Raw genomic sequence first — 22,461 nt, 5'->3', positions numbered from 1 at the left:
CGTCGCCTTCCGCGTCGCTGGCCACAGAATGCCGCGGGGAGGTGTCCGGCGTCATGCCCCCGAGATAGTGAACGATCGATGGGGATGCCATAGCGATGGGGAGGAAACGGAGTCACTATCGCTGGGGGATGGACAAGGCTAGGGGCTCTGAGCTGCCCAAACGAGATTGAGAGCTCCCATAGGGCACATGCGAGCCCAAAACTAGCCCCGTGCGCGCTCCCGAGCGATCGTGTCCTGCGTCATCTCGATGACGTCGAGCAGCTCCTGCTGGGAGTGGATGCCGAGCTTGCGGTAGACGTTCGTCGCGTGCGTCTTGGCCGTCTCGAGCGAGATGCCGAGCTCGTCGGCGACAAACTGGCGGTTGCGACCCCGACCGAGCAGACTGCACACGTCGGTCTCGCGCGGGGAGAGGGCGTATGTGGCGCGGATGTGCGCGATGACGCCCTCGTAGTCGCGCACGTGCAGGCCACCCTCGCCCGCTGCGGTCGTCGCGCCGGGACGCACGTTGCCCCAGCCAAACTGAGGACGCTCGAACGACACGGCGACGAGCAGGATGAGCAGCGTCGCCACGCTTGACACGATGCGCTGGCCCTCGATGTCGATGCCGACGCACGCGACGTTCCACAGCAGCAGACCCAATGCGGCGCCCGCCTCCGTTGCGAACAGACCGAGCGCGACGGAGCGCGCAGCCGGTACTTCGTGACGCAGCTGCTTCGAGCCGAGCAGCGACCAGAACGCGATGAAGAAGTACTGGTAGCCCAAGGCATGGATGCCGGGGCCGAACAGGTAGAACGCCTCGTAGGGGAACAGCAGATACGCGATGGCCATCAGAGGAAGCGACGTGCGAAACACGAGCTGCCACGCGTCCATCTTGAGCAGGAACGCCGTGAGGAACGTCAGCGCCGCCGCGAGGATCGTGCCGATGACGACGCCATAGCACGACAGCCAGTACAGCTCCTTGGGCACGACCTCGAACGACGCGTTGATGAAGCCGTGCGAGAAGCCGAAGACGAGCGAGATGACCGCAAGCAGAAGGAACGAGCGGTCGCGCACGAGCGGGGCGAGCGCCTCACGAATGCGTGCGGCACCCCGAGGGGCGGGGATGTCCTGCTGGCCGGTCAAGGTGGGCTGGGCCTTGGTGTCGGACTGGCCGGGCTCCGTAGTGGGCGGCACCTCGCCGCGATGGCCGGAGGAGCAGACGAAGCCGGCGACCGGGCAGAGCATGCCGACCGCAAGCGGAATCCACGTAGGCGCGGCGTTGCACAGGAGGAACAGCAGGCCGCTGGCAGCCATGGCCAGCACGTTGTGCGTCAAGGCGACGCGCATGCCCAGCGAAGATGTTGCCGAGCACCACAGGCACAGCAAGCAGCCCTCGCACGTGCCCGTGAAGAAGCCGGATGCCAGGGCGATGGCGCTGATGGAAGAGTCGCTCAGCGGAGGGGTCAGCGCGAGCACGAGGCCGAGCGATGTGCCCAGGACGCCGCTGGCCAGCGCCGCGATGCGCAGGCCCGATGCCAGTCTGCGTCCCGAGGCAAGGCACGACGCAACAAGGACGATGCCGACGGAAGCCGCGAGCATGACGACGTTGACGCCCCAGCGGGCATTCGTGAGCTCGATGGTATACGTACGCAGGGAGAACGGGCCTCCCCAGTAGATGAGCCACGTCCACAGGTACATCAGAGCTAGGCCAGCGACGATGCGCCAGTCCCAGCGTATGCCGCGGAACATGCTCTCTGTCCTCATGCGCACCCCTCCGCCGACTCCCGTTTTCGCATAGTATGCCGCATTTCACAGCTCCGGGGCGCAGCCGAAAAAACCTCTGCGGGCACCGAAACGAGGTGCAGACTCAGCTAAAGGGACACTTTCTGTCCCAAACGGGCGCGCGTGTATGGCCAGCTGACCCGACAGATTCCCACAAGGCGGAGGTGACGTGCCAAAACCGCAGGTGAATAGCGAGTCGCGCAGGTCGAGGAGGGAGACGGCGTCGGGAGCGCCATGCACGCCTCCCCTTCCTGGCCAGAAATCGGTCCGACGGCTACAGCCTGGGGCGCAACCGCACGCTACCCCTCCCCCTGCCGAGAATCATCCCGCAAGCTGAGGCCCGAGAACGGGGCGCCGATGTAGCCCGACAGTCGCATCCCGGAGCACTCCCAGCCGCTCGCGCACACTGCAGGGACCGCTTCTGGGGCCTCGCATCCCTCCCTGCAGCCATACCCGCGCAGGTACGCGTCCCAAAGCGCGACCGCGATCCATGGCGCGACCGCAGTCTCGCCCTCGCTACGAGAACACCTCGGGGCCACATGCGCCGTCCGTCAGTCGCAGCCAGGGGACTTACGCCCCAGGGCCCACCCGGCTCGCTCGCACGCGGCACAAAAACGCCCCGGGGCCGCGCGCGTGATCTGCGCAGGCTCCCGGGGCGGCGAGATATCGTATGTCGTCCACAGCTACGGACGCTGCTTGCGCTCACGGCGCTCGATGGCCTCCTTGAGCGCGTCGATGTCCTTCTGCGTCTTGCGGCTCTTGATGAACATCGCGATGGCGAAGGCCATCAGGATGATCCAGATGAGCGCATAGGCAGCAATGACGAACGGGGCCGAGCTCAGGGCCGTCGAGTACACGTCAGCAAGTACAGGATCCATGGCAGTCTCCTTTGAGAGTCAGCGAATCGTCGGGTCGGGCGTCGAGCCCTAGTCGTCGAGCTCCTCGAAGCGGCGCTTGAGAGCCTCGACCTGCTGGGCCTGCTCCTCGACGCGCAGGCGCAGGCGGTAGATGCCAAAGCCCGCCAGCAGCATGCCGAAGATACCGCACAGGAAGGGCAGCAGCATGTCAGGCGGCAGGCCGGAGTCGGTGCGGAACACGACCGGGTGGATGGACGAGGGAATAAGGCGCGTGATGAAGAACGAGATGGGCGCGTCCACGGCGGCGAGGATGCCAAACACGGCCGAGAACCGGGCGCGCTTCTCGGGGTCATCGATGGCCGCGCGCAGGATGAAGTAGGCGATGACGAGAAGCATGAGGATGAAATACGTCGTCAAGCGCGGCTCCCACACCCACCAGACGCCCCACTCGACGCGCGTCCACAGGTCGCCCGACACCATCGTTGCCAGGATGAACACGAGGCCCACCTGCATGCACAGGCGCGAGCGCGTGTCATAGCGTGCGTCCTTGCGCACGAGCAGCAGCACGCCGTAGACGGCAGCCACGATGATGAACACGAACGACACGACGGCCACGGGCACGTGGAAGTAGAAGATCTTCTGCGAGAACAGCTGCAGGTGATCGACGACCTGTCCGTTCACAACGTACGTCTCGTCGAGCACGGCGCCGTTGACCATCGGGGCCTTCAGGAACGCCCACAGAAAGTCGAACGTCGTCAGAATGAGCCCCAGGACAAGCGTCACGATAGCAACGGTATCCCACGGTATCCGGGACGCGCCAGAGCGCTTGGTATCCGCCACGGCTCGCCTCCTTTCCTTTCATGTGCGAGCCCAGCGGGCCCACCCAGCAGATACGTGCAGACGGGGCGCCAGTCGCGCCCCGCCCGACTACGAACCAACGACGAAATCGTACAAGCCCCAGGCCACGGCCACCATGATGATGTCGTAGCCGCCGGCCAGCGCCAGAGAGCGCCAGAACGTCACCATCTGCCCCTCGACGCCTGTCAGCGCCACGGCCGTCGACGACACACAGGCGTAAAGCAGCGGGAAGATGAGCGGGATGAACAGGATCGCGAGCAGCACGTCCTTGCCGCGCGTGTCCATCGTCATCGTGGAAAGAAACGTGCCGACGCCCGCCACGCCGATCGTACCGACGAACAGCGGCAGCACGATGAGCCCAGCCGTGGGCGCCACCTGAGCGCCGCCAAGGAAGAACAGGAAGAACAGCGGCACGGTGATGATCTCGACAGCAAGCAGGAACAGGCAGTTGCTCGTAGCCTTGGCGAAGAAGATGGCGCCGCGGCTCACGGGCGCGAGCAGCACGCCCTCGAGGCAGCCGTCAGCCGTCTCGTGCGAGAACGAGCGGTTGAGGCCGAGCAGCGACGTGAACACGATGAGCGCCCACAGCAGGCCCGCGGCGACGTTGAGCACGTCAAGCGCGTCGCCGGTCTGCGAAAGCGTCGCGCCATACACCGTGAGCACGAGCAGCGCGTACACGCCCATGGAGACGAGCATGTCGCGCGTGCGCAGCTCCATGCGCACGTCTTTGGCAAGCAGCGTGCGGTACTGCGACCACGCGCTCGGGCCGCGACGGGAATCGCCGGCATCGTTCGCACCCATCTACGCCACCCCCATCCCGACCGTCTCCAGGTACGTCTTGCGGAACTCCTCGGCGTCGAAGTTCTCGCGCGCGTCGAACGCCACGACGCGGCCGCGCGCCAGGATGAGTGCGTGCGAGCACAGCGAGAAACCCTTGTCGAGGTCGTGCGACACCATGACAAACGTGCGACCGGCGCGCACGCGACCAATGAGCTCGTCGAACAGGTGCACCGCGTGCGGGTCGAGGCCCGCGTACGGCTCGTCGAGCAGCACGAGGTCGGGGTCGTTGATGAGAGCGCGTGCAATGGAGAGACGCTGCGTCATGCCACGCGAGAACGTGCGGGCCGCGTCGTTGGCGCGGTGGTCGAGCTCGACGACCTCAAGCAGCTCGCTGATGCGCTCGCGGGCGTCGGGAACGCCGTAGAGCCGCGCGAACAGCTCGAGGTTCTCGCGCGCCGTGAGATCACCGTACACCATGGACTTATGCGAGATGAGGCCGATGCGGGCACGCAGCTCCTCGGGGTGCTCGAGCGCGTCGACGCCGAGCATGGAGAGCTTGCCGTGCGTCGGGCGCGACAACGTCGACAGGATGCGCAGCAGCGTCGTCTTGCCGGCGCCGTTGGGCCCGAATATCGACAGGAAGGCGCCGGCGGGCAGCGCGAAGTCCACGCCGTCGAGCGCCCGCCGGTCGCCAAACACCTTGCACAGGTCGCGCGCGTCTATCGCAAGCTCGGCGTCCCCCGGCGCCACGGCGCTCGCTTCCCCCTTGCGTGCGATGTCCATGCTACTTCGACTTCCTCGGACGAGCCTTCTTGGCCTTGGCCGACGCCGCGCCGCCCTTGACGTTGGCCTGGCCCGCGACGAACTTCACGGGCTCGGGCGTCGTGGCGCTGTCAACCACCTGCAGGGCGCCGCCACGCTTGGGCAGCGTGCACGCGATGATGCCGACCGTCATGATGCCAAAGCCTGCCCACACCATCCAGATGAGCGGGTTGACGCGGGCGTTGATGACAACGGAGCCATCAGACGTGTAGCCCTGGAACGCGACAAACAGGTCCTCGAAGAACGAGGAACGCGTCTCGGCCGACAGCTTCGTCTGGCCGTAGCCGCTAGAAGCCGTGAGCGCAACCGTGGGCTGCATCTCGCCGAGGTCGGTGCCGTCACGCGTCACGCCGATCTTGGCCGTGTACACGATGTTGTTCGACTGGTCATAAGCGTTGGAGTCGCCACGGTACTCGAGCGTGTAGCTGCCGAGCTGCATCTGCTGCGTCGTGCCCTCGTCGAGCGTGAACGTGTGCTCCGTGACGTACATGCTCGACGCGATGAGGCCCACGAGTACGATGCCGAGGCCGAAGTGCGTCAGGTAGCCGCCCGCCTGAGCGGGAGCCTTGGCAAACAGGCGCACGATGGCCTGGCCGGCGTTCTCGCTCTTGTTGGCCATGCGGCCGCGTACGCCACGCACGACGAGGTACGCAGAGTTGGCCACGAGCAGCGCCGCGACGAGCAGGCCCAGGATGGCGAGGCCGTTGTAGTACCACGACGGACCCATGGCCGCCAGGTCGGCTGCCGGCGTGCCGCCGCTGGCGAGCAGCGCGTTGTACGCCGGGAACAGGCGCGTGACCCACAGCACCATGAGCAACACGAACAGGACGATGCCGATGACGGCGGGCACGCGGATGTTCTTGGCGAACTCCGCGCCGTCCGTCTTGCGCCACGCAAGGAACGGGCACACGGCCGCAAGCGCGCAGAACACGACGCCGAGCGGACGCGACACGGAGTCGTACGCGCCAGCGCCCACCGTGACGCCGCCGGCAGGCAGCCAGGCGGGCAGGGCGCTGGAAATCGTGAGGTAGGCCAGCAGCACGGCCGAGAACACCATGATGAGGTTCGTCAGGTAGAAAGAGCCGTTCTTCGAGATGACGGACTCGATGTCGTCACCACTCGCAAACGTGGAGCGGCGCACGAACCAGCCCACGAGCAGCGCGAGCATGGCCGCGCTCATGATGAGCAGGAAGATGACCGTGGAGACCTGGTCCTCGGAGAACGCGTGGACAGACTGCACGAGGCCGGAGCGCGTGATGAACGTGCCGAGCACGACGAAGCAGAACGTCAGCGTGGCGGCGAGTAGCGCCCAGCCGCGCATCATGTCGCGCTTGCGGTAGACGTTGAAGCTGTGCAGCATCGCAACGCTCGTGAGCCACGACAGCAGGCTCGCGTTCTCGACGGGGTCCCAGCCCCAGTAGCCGCCCCAGCCCAGCACGACGTAGGCCCACACGGCGCCGAGGCCGATGCCGATCGTCAGGAAGATGAACGAGAACAGGGCGATGCGCTGGCACAGGTCGATCCAGCGGTGCGACGGGTCGTTGACGACGAGGGCGGCGATGCCATACGCGAACGGGATCGTCATGCCGGCGTAGCCGATGAACAGTGTCGGCGGGTGCAGCGCCATGGCCCAGTGCTCGAGCAGGACGTTCATGCCCCAGCTCGCCGCTGAACCCGTCAGGTTGCCGTTCTCGTCGATGAGCGAGGGGCTCGTCGCCACGAACGGGTTGTTGCTCGAGGAGAACAGCATCGTCATGACGAACAGGATGAGCACAACCTCGGTGATGACGAGAGCGACCGTCGTCAGGTCGTCAGCGTGCTTGCGGCGCCGCCAGGCAACCCAGGCCGCAAAGGCCGCGATGAGGAAGCCCCACAGCAGCAGTGACCCGGCGCGGCTCGCCCACAGGCCGGCGAGCTGGAACAGCCAGAACAGGCCGTCGCCCGTGTCGGTGGGATAGTTCTGCGCCACGTACGCGATGGCGACGTTGTGCGCAAAGAAGCCATGCACGATGACGAGGCAGCTGATGAGGATAGTGGCTGCCGAGACAAACACGAGCGCAAAGCCCGCCTGCTTGAGGGCGGGGCTGCGCCGCGCCTGTCCCCATGCGAGGCAGACGACCGATGCGAGCGAGCTCAGCAGGCACGCCCACAGCGCAAGCGCGCCCAGCGTTCCCAGTGCGTACGAAACCATGTGTTGACCGCCCTCTCCACGCCGGCCCAGTCGCGCCGACGTACGTCCGTGCATTCCCCGATGCGAGCCTAGCGCTCGCTTACGCGTTCTCCCCCGCGGCGCTGACGCTGGAGTCGATCGCAACGTCGGTGGCCTCGAAGACCGTCATGTCCTGGGAGAGCTTTCCCGTCACAACGACGGCCGTGCCCTCCTCCATGCCCTCGGGCAGCGCGCCGTCGTAGGCGACGTCGACGCTGGCCTCCTGCGAGTTCAGGTTGAAGCGCACGTCGGCGTTCACGTCGGCCAGCGAGCCATCCGTGACATAGCCGGCGAGCTTAACCTCCGTGCCGATGTAGGCGCTCGGGTTGTGGAACATCACGCCCACCGTGAGGGCGCCCTCGGCACTCTCGTACTTGGAGGGGCACTTCGTCACCATCTCCGTGGCGTGCAGCGCGCCGTCCGTGACCGTGCCCGTGCAGATGGCCGTGACGCCGTTGCCAAACGTGGCCGGAAGCGCACCGTCATACGTGACGTCGAGCGTCTGGGAGGCGTCGGCCTCGTCGCAGACCTGGAAGACGGCCGTCGTGCCCTGCGTCGTGTAGGAGCCATCAACGACCGTGCCCGAGACCTGCACCTTCTTGCCCTCGTACTGGCCGGAGGCGGCGTCGCCCACCGACAGGGCCTTCGCCGTGCCGCCCGAGCCCAGGAACACGAACAGCAGCAGCGCCACAACGACGACGATGAGGCCCACAAGCGTAAGGCGCTTCTTAGCCTGAGAATTCATGCCAGCACGCTCCTTCCGCGCCCGCCGTCGCCACGCGAGGGGACGCCTCCTCAGCAGCCAGGGCCGCCGGCAACCCGCATCACCTGGGAAAGCGATGCGCGCTCCACACTCGGCCCGCTCAAGATAATCTGCCCTGAAGTATATCCAAGGCGCGGGCCCGCAGATGACTCGACGGGAAAAGTCCTCCCCTCCTTGCGCAAACGCAAGCAAGCCTGAAAGAAGATTCACAAACCGGGAGTCGCACGAAAAGACCCGGCCCCTCGCATGGAGAGACCGGGTCGTTGGAAACGCTCGCCGTGCTGTCGTGTCTACTGGGCCGCAGGCGCCGCGACAGCCGTGATGTCGGCGGCAGCCATCATGTCGGCCGTCGGGACCTCGACGACATTCGTGGCCTCGCCGGGGATCTCGCGAACAGGCTGCGCGCAGATCGTGCGGCAGGCGTAGGAGCCCATGCCCATGCAGTCCTCGATGCCCACGACGGACACCTCGCTGTACTGGCCCACGTCGCCGGCGTGATACAGGCCGGGGATCGGGTTGCCGTCCCAGTCGAGCGTCTCGCCGTTCTCGCCCCAGTGCAGGCCGCCGATCGTATAGATGGCGCACGGCACGAGCTGGGCCGCGTAGTACGGCGGCTGGCCCAGGGCCTGCAGCTTCGGCGTGCCGTAGTAGGCGTTCGGCTGCTCGGCGCGGTGGAACTCGGGGTCGACGCCCTGCTCGCAGTAGCCGTTGTACGTGTCGATCGTCTCCTGCAGCGCCGCGGCATCGATGGGGTCGTTGCCGCTGGACTCCGCGAGCTTCTCGACGAGCTCCTCGATGGTGTCGGCCTGGACGAACCAGCCCTTCTCGAGCTCGGCCTTGTTGTCGTCGCTCCACGTGTAGATGTCCTTGGCGTACGACCAGCCGATGTTGCCCAGCGTGCCGGCACCGCTCAGCTTGCCGCCGTCCATGAGCTGGGAGTCGAAGATGAGGTACATCGGCAGGTTCGTGAAGCCCTGGTAGGCCATCCAGCCACCGCCGTAGTTAAACGGCTCGTACAGGCACTTCGTGTGGATGAACTCCTTGTCCTCGTCCATGAAGCGCTTGCCCTGGGCGTTGACGATGATGCGCGCGCCGCAGAACTCGCCGTCGGGCGTGTGCAGCATGGCGGTGCCGAGCTCGTCGCTCGCCTTCTTGTAGGCGACGCTGGCCTGGCCGTTGAGCTCGAGGCACATCCACGTCAGGTTCTTGAGGGCCGCGCCCACCGACAGGCCCATGAGTAGGCCGTCGCCCGTGCACGTCGGGGCGCCCTGGTTGGCCAGGCCCACCTCCTTCGGCACGACGAAGCGGGCCACGAGCTCCTGGTTGCCCAGGAAGCCGCCCGTGGAGAGCAGCACGCCGCGGTTGGCCTTCACCGTGACGGGGTTGCCGTCCTTGTCCTCGGCCTGCACGCCGAATACCTCGTGCGTCACGGGGTCGGCGATGAGCTGCTTGCCAGGCGTCTCGTACAGCACGGTCACGCCGCAGCCGTCGACGATCTTCTTGGCCGTCGCCCAGACGCCCTTGCCGCCAGTCGTGCGGTCAAGGCCGTTGGCGTCGAGCCACGTGGCAACCGCGAGGCCCTCGTCGGAGACAGCCTGGATCGTCTCCTTGCTGATGTAGCCGCGCGACCACACGTACATGTTGTCAACGTTGTTCGGGAAGACGGCGCCGGCGCTGGCGCACGTGGAGCCGCCGCACATGACCTCGTCGCACTTCTCCAGGACGATGCAGCTCACGCCCTCGGCAATGGCCTCGCGCGCCGCGGCGGCGCCGGCGATGCCGTAACCCACGATGACGACGTCGGCCTCGTAATCCCACGTCTGCGGGAGCTCGCTCACGATGGTCTGCGCCTGGGCCTTCGGGGCCAGAGCGCCCAGACCAAGCGCGGCGCCGCCCAGAGCGGCCGTCTTCAGAAAGTCCCTGCGCTCGATTCCCTCACTCATGTTGCGTTCCTCCTTGTCGCCGTGCATACCGTGCGAACCTGACGTTCACAGTACGGGATAGGGCGGGCACCACACCTCTTCCGAACTCTTCGATATGCTGTGTGGGGGCTCATACCTTTCGGATGATTGGGCGTTTGCGCAGGTGATGGTAGGGTGGCGTGCAGTACCAGTTAACCGGGTCTTTCGGGATAGCGCGCCTACGATTTGCGCCGACACCCCCACACGACAATCGGAGGTGCAACGGCGTGAACCTTAGTTTGCCCGCGATGCGGCTCGACCCCAAATGGAAGATCGTCGCGCGCACAGCCGTGCTCGACGCCATCGTGTGGGTGTGGTTCCATCAGGCATCCTACCACTCCCGCTTCACGGAGGCGTACGTCGCCACGCCCGCACTGTTCGGCCAGATGGGCTGGGCGCTCGTGTTCTCGGCGCTGTTCGGCGTGATGTTGCTGCTGCCCGGCTGGAACCGCGTGCCCGTACGCGCCCGCGTGGGGTTCTCGCTGCTCGCGTCGGGCTCGGTGGCCGCTATCATCGCGCTCGACCTGCTGGGGCTCTCGAGCACGTCACTCGGCTTCTTCGTCGCCATCGTCATGCACCTCGCGCTGACGGGGTGCCAGATCTTGCGCCTCGAGAACCTCGCAAAGGCAGGTGGGCCGCGCGCACTCGTGCTGTCGCTGTTCGGGTCGTTCATCCTGTTCTACGCGCTGAGCGCCCTGCTCATCGTCGCGCCTGAGACCCTGTACGACAGTTTCATGATCGCCGCGCCGCTCGTGCTGCTCGTTGGTTACCGCCAGCCGCTCTCCCCCGCCGACTACTCGCAGGGGCTCACGCGCAAGCTCGTCATCCTGCCCGCCAACGTCCACCTCATCATCATGGGCGTGGCCGCCGGCGTCATCTACGCCTCGGAGGAAACGCGCAGCGCCACGTCACTCGCGCAGCTGTTCGTAGACCCGTCACCCGTGTTTCTCATCATGATGCTGCTCTACATGGAGCTCGGCATCGTCACGGCAGCAAAGCTCAAGCTGAAGCACGGCGTGTACTTCGCGTTCATGGGGCTCACGTGGGCGCTCGGCAGCTTCTTGGGGCACGTCGTGTGCGAGGTGCTACCCGGCGTGCCTAGCTCGACGTATGCCGCGCTGGCGGCCCTTGTCGTGCTGTCGTTTTTCGTGTTCGAGGGGACGTGGGAGCGCGCCGCGGCAGACGAGGGGGCCGAGCGGGCGCAGCGCATCGAGAGCGTCGTCGAGCAGGGAGAGCTGACGAAGCGCGAGCGGGAGGTGCTCGACCTGCTGCTCGAGGGGCGGAGCCTGCCGTACATCCAGAAGGAGCTCTACATATCGGAGGGCACGGCGCGCACGCATGCGAGCCATCTGTACAGCAAGCTCGGCGTGCACAACCGACAGGAGCTGATAGACCTGTTCAAGTAGGGCTCGGGCAGGTGTCGCCTCTGTGCGGCCCGGGTACCTGGCGGCAACGTGGGGCGCCGGGCCCTATCTCTGTGCTCAAACAGTCTCGCGTCGCTCGAGCTTCGGCGAAAAGGGCCCTACCACTCGGGCGCGCATACCGTCGGAGCCCGAGTGCTGCGGAACTGCGCCAGAGATGGGGCCCGGCACCTCGCAGGCGCTTCTCGCACCGGAGCCGGAGGGCGAACCTCCCAAATTTGCGGGAGTCAAAAACGCGTGCGGTCGGCCCGCCTTGCACACAAGGGGGCGATTCGTGGCCAGGAGGCGGGCTTGTGTATGGGGCCATTTCCCGAGTGGCGCCCTTCTCGGCTGCGGGAATTTCGCAAGCTGCAGCTTTGTCTTTCAGGTTTGGTGGGCAGGAGCGGGGAGGTTAGAGGGCCTATTCACGAGCTCAGTTTCTGGCCAGAATGCGCGCGCTTCCACGCAAAAACAGGCGGCCAGCCCGCTCTGGTGGGAGGGGCCGGCCGCTTCGAGGCCACGGGCGTCGGGGGTGCGCCCGGACCGCGATGGGTAGAGCTGTCGAGCGTACGCCGCCCGGGGGTTCGGGCTCAAACGCGCGCGTTACTCGGCGTAGTTGGCCAGGAACGGGCCATCCGTCTCGATGACGGACGTGCACAGGTCGGGCACGAACACGTACTGCGCGCAGGCCGGCTCAAAGAAGCGGTCAATGTACGTGATGTGGATGGGCTGCATGATGTAGGCACCCGGATAGACCGAGGGATCGGAGTAGTCGCACTCGAACACGTAATCCCACGTCTGCGAGCCCTCGCTCTCGACGACCTTCGAGATCTTCGAGTTGACAAAGCCGGGCACGAAGTCCTGCATGTAGGGCATGACCTCGTAGGCGTGCTCGACCATGGCGGGATCGGCGCCGTCACGCACATGCGTGAACAGCAGGCGGTGGCACGTGGCCTTTTCGGTGTCCGTCAGCTTGAGGATGCCGTCGTCGCCGTACGCCGCGAACTGGTACAGGCTCACGCGCTTCGTGTCAGCGAGCATGTCCTTGAGGTTGGCCCACGTGTCGGTGCCCTTGGCCTCCTCGTAGGCATCCTGGTTCGGGAAGCCGATCTCGAACATGATGTTGCCAGGAGCCTGCGTGGCGGGCTCGAGGACGATACCGATGACGGAGACGTCGCTCAGCGCCTTGCCGGCAGCCTCGAGGTCGGCGTAGAGGGCCTGCTGGTCGGCCTCGGGCAGACCTTCGGCGTACGAGACGAGAAACGATGCGCTAAACATTGTTCAGCACCTCCATGTCGGCGGGGTCGGCGAAGTACGAGCGGTCCATGCTCACGGTGCGCTCGCGAACCTCGTCCCACCACGCCTGGACATCGGGGTTGGGGCGCAGCGGCGTGTCGATACCCCAGCACCCGCCAACGCCGGCGACCTTCCACGTGAACGTGAGGACGTTGGAGTCCATGGGCAGCCAGCACGGCGGCGCCACGAGCGTGCTCACGAGCTCGGCACCCGTCGCCTGGGCGAGCGGGGCGTAGCGCTCGAGGTAGTCGTTCAGGAACGCCTCGCCGTCGCCGGGCTTCGTCTCGTAGCGGTCGACGACGTAGATCGGCGGGACGGCAGCTGCGGCTGCAGCAGCCTCGCCGTCTGCGCTCGCGGACGCCTCGGCAGCCTGGGCCGCGCCGGTGCCTGCCAGCAAGTCGCCCGCGGCGACGACGCCCGCGGCGCCGGCCGCCATCATGCAGAATCGCCTTCTATCGACGCCTGTAGTTTCTTTCATGCGTGCATCTCCTCCTTGTCGATGCCCCTTGATATGCGAGCAGATCCGCAGATTTCCGCAGGTACGCTCACGTATTCCAAGGTAGCCTCGGCAGGAGTGCCAACGCGTCCGTAGAAGCCACCGATATCGCTGAGCGCGCGTCATACGAAAGGGATGAGTGAGGGTCGCGGGGACGCCAGGGGCGAGGAGGAAATCGGGAGGACCGGCGAAGCTGGGACTCGGGGGCAGGGTGCGGAGAACCCCGGGGGCGCCGAGAGCCGAGGGCCAGGGCGAGACGGGGCACGGAGGGCCCTGGGTGCGCCGAGGGCCAGGGGCGAGGCGGGATGCGGAGGGACCCCGGGGGTACCGCGAGGGCCAGGGACAAGGCGCGGCGCATAGGGACCTGGGGCACCGAGGGCCGGGGACGAGGTGGGCACTCAGGCCTGGCACGGATTTGCGGATCTGCTAGGTTTTGCAAAACGGGAGGCGAAGTCTGGGCGCAAATTGCGGGCGTGCTAGGTTTGCACGGGTTCTGCGGGCACCCGGATGCGTTTCCTGCGAAGTACCGCGCTTTCTACCTGCGGTTTTCTTGCGAGCGAGATGGACCTGCCGGTGGTGGCGCCTCCGCAAACCTCGCAGAGCCGCGCATCGCGCCCAGATCCGGACGGGCGGTTTGCAAAACCTGGCAGATCCGCAAAACGCGCCCACCCGGGCACGGTAGCCCCCAGCGGCGTCGCCCCAGTGTGGCGTGCGCAGTCGCAAAACGTGTCGGGGTCCGGGGAGACCCTACCCACATGCGTATAACCCCAGCATGACACACCCGCCCGGAGGTCCCACCCACATGCGTCGCCCCAGTATGGCGCACGCAACCGCAAAACATGTCCGCCCGGGAATTCCGACCTGCACGCCTCGCCCCAGCATGACGCACCCGCCCGGGTGTCCCCTGTGGAGTCGCCCCAGCAAAGCACGCGCGGCCGCCAAGCGCACCCTCCCGGGAGTCCCCGCACGTCGCTCCGGTGTGGCGCGCACAGTCGCAAAACGCGCCGGAGCCCGGGATCCCACCCGTATGCGCAGCCCCAGCATGACGCACCCGCCCGGGTGTCCCCTGTGGAGTCGCCCCAGCAAAGCACGCGCGGCCGCCAAGCGCACCCACCCGGGAGTCCCCGCACGTCGCCCCGGCAAAGCGCACGTAGCCGCAAAACGCGCCGGGGTCCGGGGACTCCCACCCGCATGCGTTGCCCCAGTGTGGCACACGCAGCCCCGCGAAGCGCGCCCACTCGGGCGCCCCTGACACGCCCCCCAGCAAGGCACGCGCGCCCGGAAACCAGCGGAGCCCGCACCGGCTCTCCGGCACCCGCGCTCCCCTATCCCCGGCGAGCACTCACGCGATGCAGCGCCCACGTGAGCGCCGTCACGAGCACGAGACTCGCAGCGAGCGCCAGCCACGGGCTCGCCGTCACGCCGATGATGGCGTAGCCCACGAGTCCGCATGCCATGACGAGGCCGGCATAGGGAATCTGCGTCGAGACGTGACGCAAGTGGTTGCACTGCGCGCCCGTCGACGAGAGGATCGTCGTGTCCGAGATAGGCGAGATGTGGTCGCCGAACACAGCGCCTGCAAGCGTCGAGCCGATAGCCGCCAGGTAAAGCGGGTCAGACGGCTGGAACAGGCCGAGCACGATGGGCAGCAGCAAGGCCATCGTGCCCCACGACGTGCCCATCGCAAACGAGATGAACGCCGCGACGACGGAGATGAGTACGGGCAGCATGCTCATCGGCGCGCCCGAGCCCGTGACGACGCCCGCGACGAACTCGCCCGTGCCCAGCATGTAGCGGCACAGGCTGCCCAGGCTCCACGCCAGCACGAGGATCATAATGGCGCCCACCATCGAGCGCACGCCCTCGGAGAGGCCCTCGACGAAGCGGTCGAGAGTCATGAGCCGGCGCGGCAGGAACATGGCCGCCGCCACGAGCAGCGCCACGCATGCGCCGATGCACAGGCCGGAGACGGGATCCTCGCCGATGGCGACGGAGAACGCCACGCCCTCGAAGAAGCCGCCCATATACAGCATGCCAATGACAGAGAACACGATGAGTACGACAAGCGGGATGATCAGGTCGCTCACGCGGCCGCGCTCGGAGATGGCCAGGCCCTTGTACGTGCGCAGCTCTTCCTCGGCCGCCCCGTCGATATCGGATTCCTCCGTTACGACGCTGGGGACCTGCACGCGCCCCTCGAGGTCCTCGTCAGCCTTGCCGTGGAGGCGCATGCTCGACACGGCGTCCATGACGGTGCCGCTGCGGGGAATGCGCTCGGGATTCGCCAACCCTTTGCACGCACGCTCCGCCTTGAGCATGAGGCCGAAGTCCCAGCCCGTCACGATGAGCAGGATGACGAAGTAGATCGTCAGCAGCGCGTACAGGTTGTACGGGATTGAGGCGACAAACGTATTGAAGCCGTCTTCGCCCAGATAACCACCCACAGCGACCGCCCACGATGACACGGGAGCGATGATGCACACCGGCGCCGCCATGGAGTCGATGATCCAGGCAAGCTTCTCGCGGCTGACCTTGAAGCGGTCGAGAATGGGACGCATGACGGCACCGACCGTGAGGCAGTTGAAGTAGTCGTCGATGAAGATGAGCACGCCGAGCACGGCCGTGAGCATTTGGGCGATGCGCTCGTTCTTGACGTGCGCCGTCACCCACTGCGCATAGGCTCGCGAGCCACCTGCGATGGCGATGACGACCGTGAGCGCGCCCAACAGTGCCAGGAACAGGATGAGCGCTCCGTTGCCGCCGATCTGCTCGGCGAACATGCGTGGCAGCATGGCGAACGCGTCGAGGAACTGCCCAAAGCCGACGCCGTTGAGGCTGAACTGGTAGATGACGAGGCCTGAAAGCACGCCAAGCGCCAGCGAGGAGTAGACCTCCTTCGTCACGAGCGCAAGCACGAGCGCAAGCAGCGGCGGGACGATGGACCAGAAGCCCGTCGAGATGAGGGCGAAGCCTTCCATAGAGCACTCCAGCAGGTAGCAGTCCGGCAGCGAGGCGGACGGGTTGAGCCAGTAGGATCCGCCGCAGGCATCATGATAGTGCACGAAAGGCGAGCAGGATAGCGCGGTCGGAACGGCGGCGGCCACCGAGAGGCCACGCTGGCACGGCCCACGTCAACGGCGCGAACTCTTGCACGCCGAGGGGCTCTCCGGGGCCAGAAAGGCCGCTCGTGTATGGCCGACGTCTCCCCGGGGGCCCGCAAGTGACTCGACAGAGAGCGCCCACCTGCGGTTTTGCTGGCACCGCAGGCCAGGCGATCTAGTGGGGGTATGCACGAGCCCGATTCTCGCCCACGAAAGATGGGCATGCGTGCAAAACCGCGCCCGTAGGCGTTCGCAACCGTACAGGTGCACGGTGCCCGCGCAAAACCGCAAGGGCCGCTCGCCGCGGAAAGCGTCCAGAAGCATGCGAGCGCCCATCCCCGCACGCCGAGCGGCCTTTCGCGGGCAGGAAGGCCGCTCGTGCATAGGTCGCCTCCCCCTAAGGACGCGCCGCGCACCTGTCGGAAGCCGGGCACCTGCGGTTTTGCCGGCGCTGCGGGGCGGCCGGCCCAGCGAGAGCATTCACGAGCTCGATTCTCGTCCGCAAGCAGCGCCCGCCTCCGCGCGCAGAGCCGTGCCCGACGCCGCCAAAAGCCGCAACGCTCGCAGGCCTACCGAGCGAGGCGCTCCACACGCACGACGTTCTCCTGCGTCAGGGCGGCGCCCGTCAGCCGGTCATAGCGCAGCGGCGTATGGTCGAGCGGGCCCACGCCCATGGCGCCCTCCCCCGCCTGCTGCTTGCCGGCAAACTTGCCGCTGCGCCCGCCCGGAGCGGCCGACGTGAACAGAGCGCTGGGATGGATGTCGTCTGTCACGTGCGCGATGACGCGGTCGCGCCCCAGCTCGGAGACGACCTCGACCTCCTCGCCGTCGGCAATGCCCAGCTCAGCGGCGCGGCTCGTGTGCATCCACACACCCGCCATGCGCTCGCGCGCCGGATCACCCTTCTTGCCGGCCAGCACGTGCGACGATGTGTGCGACTCGAACGGGTTGTTCCCCGAAATGAGGCGGAACTCCCCAGGTCCCGGCTCGACGAGCGGCGGCTGCCAGCCCGGCGTGCGCCCCAGGCCAGCCCGCTCCCACAGCTCGCTCGCAAAAGCGATCTTGCCGTCGGGCGTCTCGATGACGGGCTCTCCTGTGCGCGCCGACAGGTCGATGCCCGTATCCCAATAACCCACGCGTTTGAGCTCGTCCAGGTCGGCCCCGTAGGGCGCGATGCGCGCGCGGGCCAGGTCGTCTGCCGTAAACGCGAAGTATCGTCCCACCCCCAAGGCGTCGGCGAGCTCGCGAATGACGCGGTCGGCCGAGCGCGTGTCGGGATGCAGTGGCTCGATCGCGCGGTTGCGGTAATACAGACCGCTCCCCTTGATGCCGACGCCGCGGTCGCACTCGAGGAACGTCACGTCAGGCAACACGTAGTCGGCGAGCATGGCCGTCTCCGTCATGCGGATGTCAATGCACACGAGCAGGTCGAGCTCGCCGAGCATGCGCATCCACTCACGCGGGTTGCCGTAGCCCATGGCCGGGTTGGAGGCGTAAGCGATGAGGCCGTGGATCTCATCGAGCTCGATGGACTCGCCAATCGTCGTGCACAGGCCTGCGCCCGCCTCGACAAGCGGGTAGCGATCGGCCCCCGCCTTGGGAGCCTGCGGCGTCGGCGGCGTGAGAAACTGCGCCGGGTCGAGGTCGCCCAGGTGCAGTACCTGCGGAGGGTTGAGGTTGCCACCCTCCTGGCCGTAATTGCCGAGCAGGGCGTCGACCAGGGCGATCATACGGGCCGTCTGCGTACCGTTTACGTAGGCGACACCGATGCCACCGTGGAAGCCACAGTCCACGACCGAGCGCGGTCGGGCAGCGCCGAGGCCTCTGGCGACACGCAGGACGGCCTCCTCGGAGATGTCACACTCACGGGCAGCCCACGCAGCGGTGTATGGCTCCATAGCACGGGCAAACTCGTCGAAACCTGTCGTGTGAGCCGCAACGAACTCGCGGTCGTAGAGGTCTTCCTTGATGAGGACGTGCGCGATGCCCAGCAGCAGCGCGAGATCGTGACCGGGACGGATCTTGAGCCACTCCGTCGCCTTGTCCACCGTGGAGTTGCGCCGCGGGTCGACGGAGACGATGCCAGCACCGCGCTCGCGGGCCTGCGTCACGAGGCTGCCCGTCGAGACGCTCGCGGAGTCCACGAGCGAACGGCCGAGATAAACGATGTAGTCCGTGTGCTCCAGGTCGCTGTCAGGGCTGTAGCCCAGCGTGTGCTGCCAGCCGGTGACGCGGCTCGACTCGCACGCGCCGTTGACACCGTAGATGTTCGGCGAGCCCAGAGCCGCAAGCAGACGGGCGGCGTACCAGCGGAAATACGAGGAAACACCCGTCGTGCACGCCAGCGAGGGCGCACCGTGGGCTGCGATGATGGCCTGGATGCGCTCGGCTATCTCAGCGTAGGCCTGCTCCCAGGAGATCGGGGCGAACGTGCCGTCAGGCTGGCGCTTGAGCGGGTGCAGCACGCGATCGTCGCCAAAGTACGGCATACCGAGGCGGCGCTTTCCGCGGCCGCAGAGGCGTGGCGCTTCGCAGGGGTGGCCGGGCACGGGCAGCGTCGCCTCGACGCGACCCGTCTGCGGGGAGATGCGAGCGTAGAACGCGCACTCGGCGTCGCACCCACCGCACGTCGTGACGACGTCGCGCATACCGTCGGAAGCCTGCGCAGCCGGACGTGCGTCCACAAAGGCCTGCGCACTCGTGCCGGCGACATCGCGCGACTCCACAGAGGTCGCCACCTCGCACGGCACGTCGGACACGGGGGTCGCACCCGAAGCAGCATCGCAAGCGGCGCGAGCGGCCACGACCTGCGAGCCTGTCTCGCCGGCCGGCGACTCGATGGTGTCCTGCGGTGCGCGCTCGTCCATGGGAATCCCTTTCCGCGTTTGGATTCCCCCGACCTTACCCGCTTTTGGCCGAACCGGAGTGATCACCGCATCGAACCTGCCTTCCCCACCGATTCTTCAGGCGGCCCATCCCTTGCGCCGCACGGATACCGTCACGCCTCCCGCACCGGGAGACAGATCTTGAAGCAGCACCCCTTGCCCGTGAACAACAGGTAAGGGATAAAAGCCTCTCCAGCGACTTCAGGCCCCTCGGGCAAGCCGGCAATGAGATGCGCGAGAAAGCGCCATCAGCCAAACACCGCTCATCCAATCATCTTGGCTCTTGAAAAGCTGCACAAATTGCAGTATTTAGTCTTGAAAAGCTGCAATCTATGACTAGTATAGATCTTGAAAAGCTGCATATACAGCGATTACCAGCATGGATGAGGCCGCGATGCTTAAGCGCAAAATGACCGCCTTTCTCACCCAATGGCGCGCCACAAAGGAGCGCGAATGCCTGCTCGTCAAAGGGGCTCGCCAGGTGGGCAAGTCGTATATCATCGACGCGTTTGGTCGCGAGAACTATGCCAGCTATATCGTGCTCGACTTCGTTGCGCACCCCGAGTACAAGGACATCTTTGCCGGGTCGTTGGAAGCCGACGCCATCTATCAGCAGATGACGCTGCTCATCTCCGGCATCCACTTCATCGAACATGACACCCTCATCTTCCTGGACGAGATCCAGGAGTGCCCCCGGGCGCGCACCGCTCTCAAGTATCTTGCTCAGGACGATCGCTTTGACGTTGTCGCCTCAGGCTCGCTTCTTGGCATCCAGTTTCGTCAGGCAGACGAGGTTGCCTCTATTCCCGTAGGCTACAAGCGTGTCATCGAGATGCACCCCCTCGACTTCGAGGAGTACCTCTGGGCGCAAGGACTCGATGGAGCTGCCACCGCGCTGCTGCGCCGCTACCTTGACAACCTGGAACCCGTTCCTCGCGCTGTCCACGAGTCCATGATGAGAACGCTGAGGGAGTATCTTGCCATCGGAGGCATGCCCGAGGTTGTCCAAACCTTTGTTGACACCAAGAACTACGGCGATGTTTTCGCAACACAGTCGAAGTTGTTGGCCTCGTACCTCGATGACATCGCGCGCTACGCCTCAGAAACCGAGCGCGTCAAGGCGCGAGCCTGCTTCACGTCATTGCCGCGCCAGCTCGCCAAGGAGAACACGAAGTTTCGCTACGCCCTCGTCGAAAAGGGCGGCACCTCGCGCAAGTTCGACAGTTCTGTCGACTGGATCGCCGGTGCCAACATGGTGCTGCGCTGCACCTCTGTCAGCACACCGAGCTTCCCGCTCGTCGCTTACGAAGACGACAGCAAGTTCCGGCTTTATGCCAATGACACGGGGCTGCTCATGGCGATGTATGGCTTCGAGATGCTTGCCCCCGTTGTCAACAACACGCTAGCGGGCCCAATGAAAGGCGGCCTCTACGAGAATCTCGTCGCAGGGATGCTTGCAAAGAACGGGATCCCGCTGCACTACTGGATGTCCCAAAACGGCAGCCACGAAATCGAGTTTCTTGTCGATAGGGCTGGCAGCACCGTCCCTGTGGAAGTCAAGGCCCGACGCGGCGCTACCGCCTCGCTCAACGCGTTGCTAGAGCGCGAGGACATTGCACTCGGCTACAAGCTCATTGACGGGAACGTAGGCAGAGACGGCAAGAAAGTCACGGTGCCTCTCTACCTGACCCCGTTCCTCTTCCGTTAAAGGGCCGTCGAGAGCCCCTCTGCCCACGAACTACAAAAAGGGGCCGGCCGCGCGTGGCGACCGACCCCTGAACGAGCTTGCGTATCTCGCTTGCGTTACTTCGCGGCGACAGGCTTGTGGTAGACGTACCAGTAGGCCAGGCCGACGAAGATGACGCCGCCCACGATGTTGCCGAGCGTGGCGAGCGCCAGGTTGTAGCACACGCTGCCGACGTTCAGCGAGGCAGCCGCAGCCACGGACGCGCCGAAGCCACCGGCCTTGCACGCGAGGCCCATATTCAGGAAGAACATGTTGGCAACGCAGTGCTCGAAGCCCATGGCGACGAAGGCGCTGATGGGGAGCAGGATGCCGATGACCTTGTCGGCGACGTTCTTCGCAGCAAAGCCGATCCACACGGCCAGGCACACGAAGATGTTGCACATAATGCCCTTGAAGAACAGCGTGGCCGGGGCGAGCGTGACCTTGCCCGCAGCGACGCTCACGAACTGGTCGCCCACAGCGCCGCCGTTCATGCCCTGCAGGTTGGACATGTAGAGCAGGAACACGATGAGCAGAGCGCCCACCAGGTTGCCGATCCACACGACAATCCAGTTCTTGAACATGCCGCCCCAGCTGATCTTCTTGCTCATAACGCCCGTGATCATGAGGCAGTTGCCCGTGAACAGCTCAGCGCCGCAGCACAGCACGAGCACGAGGCCGAGGCAGAAGCACAGGCCACCCAGGCAGCGCTGCGCGGCGAACGTCAGCGTCGTGTCGCCCAGGAACATGACGAAGAACGCGGCGCCGAACGCGATGAAAGCACCGGCGAACATGGCCAGCACGAACATCTTGCCGATCTTGAGGTTGGCCTTCGAGACGGCGGCCGCCTCAGCCTTCTGCTCGATGTCGGCCGGGCCGGGGGCTGCCGGCGTCAGCGCGGCGACCTGCCCCTGCGGCAGTTGCATTTCGCTCATAGCGAATGCCTCCAAACGTAAGATGTGGCCCCTGGAAGGGGCCCAGGAAACTCAGCGCGAACACTGTACCACCCCGCGCGCCAACCAGACGCCGCGTTATTGCGCCTGGCTCGTGTGCGGGATGTCCGAGAGGTCCGCGCCCCCCTTGATGCGGGCGTAGAGCGCCTGCACCGCTTCGAGCACCTCGGGCGACAGCGGCTCGTAGAAGCCCGTGTTGCCCGGTTGGATGCCAACGAACGCCACGTCGTCACACGCGGAGCGCACCTCGCCGAGCAGCAGCGTGATGGGCAGCGAGTGAGACGACATCAGATAGCTCGTCGAGATGTCCTGGTCATCGATGAGGCGCACCTCGCCGACGGGCAGCCCCATGGCGGCGGCGTCCACGACGATGACGCGCTTCGGGTGGCGGCGCTTGATGACGATGATGTCGTCCTCGGGCGTCTGGCCCCCGTCGATGACGTCCCACCCCTCGATGGGGTCGTCCTCGAGCATCTTGGCGAGCATCGGGCCGGCGGCGTCGTCGCCGCGCAGCACGCTGCCCACGCAGAACACGATGTTGGGTGCGGCCTGCGCCTGAGCGGCGCCCTCGAGCTCGTCGGCATCCATGCCCA

General features: G+C 66.1%; 16 protein-coding genes. 2 read left to right on the top strand and 14 right to left on the bottom strand.

Annotation, left to right across the window (positions count from 1 at the left end; all coding sequences use genetic code 11):
• Positions 1–201 precede the first annotated feature (201 nt).
• From KHZ24_04300 to KHZ24_04265, 8 genes are all read right to left on the bottom strand, one after another.
• A complete protein-coding gene (locus KHZ24_04300) occupies positions 202–1,743 on the bottom strand; it encodes a helix-turn-helix transcriptional regulator (GenBank protein MBS5450419.1) in 1,542 nt (513 codons plus the stop codon).
• A gap of 701 nt (positions 1,744–2,444) precedes the next feature.
• Positions 2,445–2,639: a hypothetical protein gene (locus KHZ24_04295; protein MBS5450418.1), complete on the bottom strand. Its 195-nt coding sequence runs from the start codon at positions 2,637–2,639 to the stop codon at positions 2,445–2,447.
• 48 nt (positions 2,640–2,687) lie between these two features.
• Entirely contained in the window at positions 2,688–3,458 is a 771-nt protein-coding gene (gene ccsA / locus KHZ24_04290; protein MBS5450417.1) for a cytochrome c biogenesis protein CcsA, read from the bottom strand.
• Positions 3,459–3,545: 87 nt separating this feature from the next.
• On the bottom strand, positions 3,546–4,277 hold the full coding sequence (locus KHZ24_04285) for a heme exporter protein CcmB (GenBank protein MBS5450416.1): 732 nt from the start codon (positions 4,275–4,277) through the stop codon (positions 3,546–3,548).
• Positions 4,278–5,039, bottom strand: coding sequence for an ABC transporter ATP-binding protein (locus tag KHZ24_04280; GenBank protein ID MBS5450415.1), 762 nt, complete (start codon positions 5,037–5,039; stop codon positions 4,278–4,280).
• 1 nt (position 5,040) lies between these two features.
• Complete coding sequence (gene ccsA, locus KHZ24_04275; GenBank protein MBS5450414.1) at positions 5,041–7,269, bottom strand: cytochrome c biogenesis protein CcsA; 2,229 nt, start codon at positions 7,267–7,269, stop codon at positions 5,041–5,043.
• 79 nt (positions 7,270–7,348) lie between these two features.
• Positions 7,349–8,032: a cytochrome c maturation protein CcmE gene (locus KHZ24_04270; GenBank protein ID MBS5450413.1), complete on the bottom strand. Its 684-nt coding sequence runs from the start codon at positions 8,030–8,032 to the stop codon at positions 7,349–7,351.
• A gap of 308 nt (positions 8,033–8,340) precedes the next feature.
• Positions 8,341–9,993, bottom strand: coding sequence for an FAD-binding protein (locus tag KHZ24_04265; protein MBS5450412.1), 1,653 nt, complete (start codon positions 9,991–9,993; stop codon positions 8,341–8,343).
• Positions 9,994–10,397: 404 nt separating this feature from the next.
• Here KHZ24_04265 and KHZ24_04260 point away from each other — a divergent pair, with 404 nt between their 5' ends.
• Positions 10,398–11,417 (top strand): helix-turn-helix transcriptional regulator, encoded by a 1,020-nt coding sequence (locus tag KHZ24_04260; protein ID MBS5450411.1) that lies wholly within the window; start codon positions 10,398–10,400, stop codon positions 11,415–11,417.
• Positions 11,418–12,014: 597 nt separating this feature from the next.
• Here the strand turns inward: KHZ24_04260 and KHZ24_04255 are convergent.
• The 4 genes from KHZ24_04255 to KHZ24_04240 form a co-directional block, all read right to left on the bottom strand.
• The gene (locus KHZ24_04255) at positions 12,015–12,689 is read right to left on the bottom strand and encodes a hypothetical protein (protein MBS5450410.1); all 675 of its coding nucleotides are present in this window, start codon (positions 12,687–12,689) and stop codon (positions 12,015–12,017) included.
• Complete coding sequence (locus KHZ24_04250; GenBank protein ID MBS5450409.1) at positions 12,682–13,185, bottom strand: hypothetical protein; 504 nt, start codon at positions 13,183–13,185, stop codon at positions 12,682–12,684. The genes KHZ24_04255 and KHZ24_04250 overlap by 8 nt, the downstream gene beginning before the upstream one ends.
• A 1,343-nt stretch (positions 13,186–14,528) precedes the next feature.
• Positions 14,529–16,181, bottom strand: a complete 1,653-nt coding sequence (locus tag KHZ24_04245; protein ID MBS5450408.1) for a sodium:proton antiporter — start codon at positions 16,179–16,181, stop codon at positions 14,529–14,531.
• Positions 16,182–16,873: 692 nt separating this feature from the next.
• Positions 16,874–19,171, bottom strand: a complete 2,298-nt coding sequence (locus tag KHZ24_04240; GenBank protein ID MBS5450407.1) for a molybdopterin-dependent oxidoreductase — start codon at positions 19,169–19,171, stop codon at positions 16,874–16,876.
• Between the two features lie 412 nt (positions 19,172–19,583).
• On the opposite strand from KHZ24_04240, the gene KHZ24_04235 reads away from it, so the two are divergent.
• On the top strand, positions 19,584–20,897 hold the full coding sequence (locus KHZ24_04235) for an ATP-binding protein (GenBank protein ID MBS5450406.1): 1,314 nt from the start codon (positions 19,584–19,586) through the stop codon (positions 20,895–20,897).
• Between the two features lie 95 nt (positions 20,898–20,992).
• Here KHZ24_04235 and KHZ24_04230 read toward each other — a convergent pair whose 3' ends face one another.
• Both KHZ24_04230 and hycI read right to left on the bottom strand, forming a co-directional pair.
• Positions 20,993–21,841: a formate/nitrite transporter family protein gene (locus tag KHZ24_04230; GenBank protein ID MBS5450405.1), complete on the bottom strand. Its 849-nt coding sequence runs from the start codon at positions 21,839–21,841 to the stop codon at positions 20,993–20,995.
• A 105-nt stretch (positions 21,842–21,946) separates the two neighbouring features.
• Positions 21,947–22,456, bottom strand: a complete 510-nt coding sequence (gene hycI, locus KHZ24_04225; protein ID MBS5450404.1) for a hydrogenase maturation peptidase HycI — start codon at positions 22,454–22,456, stop codon at positions 21,947–21,949.
• Positions 22,457–22,461 lie beyond the last annotated feature (5 nt).

The organism is Coriobacteriia bacterium, assembly GCA_018368455.1.
Classification (GTDB): Bacteria; Actinomycetota; Coriobacteriia; order Coriobacteriales; family UMGS124; genus JAGZEG01.
Note: the sequence above shows the minus strand (reverse complement) of the source record. Positions and strands in the feature narration are given on the sequence as shown.

Excerpts from the sequence above, each read along its gene's own strand:
- KHZ24_04300 (MBS5450419.1), bottom strand. The coding sequence starts at position 1,743 with ATGAGGACAGAGAGCATGTTCCGCGGCATACGCTGGGACTGGCGCATC.
- KHZ24_04295 (MBS5450418.1), bottom strand. The coding sequence starts at position 2,639 with ATGGATCCTGTACTTGCTGACGTGTACTCGACGGCCCTGAGCTCGGCC.
- KHZ24_04285 (MBS5450416.1), bottom strand. The coding sequence starts at position 4,277 with ATGGGTGCGAACGATGCCGGCGATTCCCGTCGCGGCCCGAGCGCGTGG.
- KHZ24_04280 (MBS5450415.1), bottom strand. The coding sequence starts at position 5,039 with ATGGACATCGCACGCAAGGGGGAAGCGAGCGCCGTGGCGCCGGGGGAC.
- ccsA (MBS5450414.1), bottom strand. The coding sequence starts at position 7,269 with ATGGTTTCGTACGCACTGGGAACGCTGGGCGCGCTTGCGCTGTGGGCG.
- KHZ24_04270 (MBS5450413.1), bottom strand. The coding sequence starts at position 8,032 with ATGAATTCTCAGGCTAAGAAGCGCCTTACGCTTGTGGGCCTCATCGTC.
- KHZ24_04265 (MBS5450412.1), bottom strand. The coding sequence starts at position 9,993 with ATGAGTGAGGGAATCGAGCGCAGGGACTTTCTGAAGACGGCCGCTCTG.
- KHZ24_04260 (MBS5450411.1), top strand. The coding sequence starts at position 10,398 with ATGGGCTGGGCGCTCGTGTTCTCGGCGCTGTTCGGCGTGATGTTGCTG.
- KHZ24_04255 (MBS5450410.1), bottom strand. The coding sequence starts at position 12,689 with ATGTTTAGCGCATCGTTTCTCGTCTCGTACGCCGAAGGTCTGCCCGAG.
- KHZ24_04250 (MBS5450409.1), bottom strand. The coding sequence starts at position 13,185 with ATGAAAGAAACTACAGGCGTCGATAGAAGGCGATTCTGCATGATGGCG.
- KHZ24_04245 (MBS5450408.1), bottom strand. The coding sequence starts at position 16,181 with ATGGAAGGCTTCGCCCTCATCTCGACGGGCTTCTGGTCCATCGTCCCG.
- KHZ24_04240 (MBS5450407.1), bottom strand. The coding sequence starts at position 19,171 with ATGGACGAGCGCGCACCGCAGGACACCATCGAGTCGCCGGCCGGCGAG.
- KHZ24_04235 (MBS5450406.1), top strand. The coding sequence starts at position 19,584 with ATGCTTAAGCGCAAAATGACCGCCTTTCTCACCCAATGGCGCGCCACA.
- KHZ24_04230 (MBS5450405.1), bottom strand. The coding sequence starts at position 21,841 with ATGCAACTGCCGCAGGGGCAGGTCGCCGCGCTGACGCCGGCAGCCCCC.
- hycI (MBS5450404.1), bottom strand. The coding sequence starts at position 22,456 with ATGGATGCCGACGAGCTCGAGGGCGCCGCTCAGGCGCAGGCCGCACCC.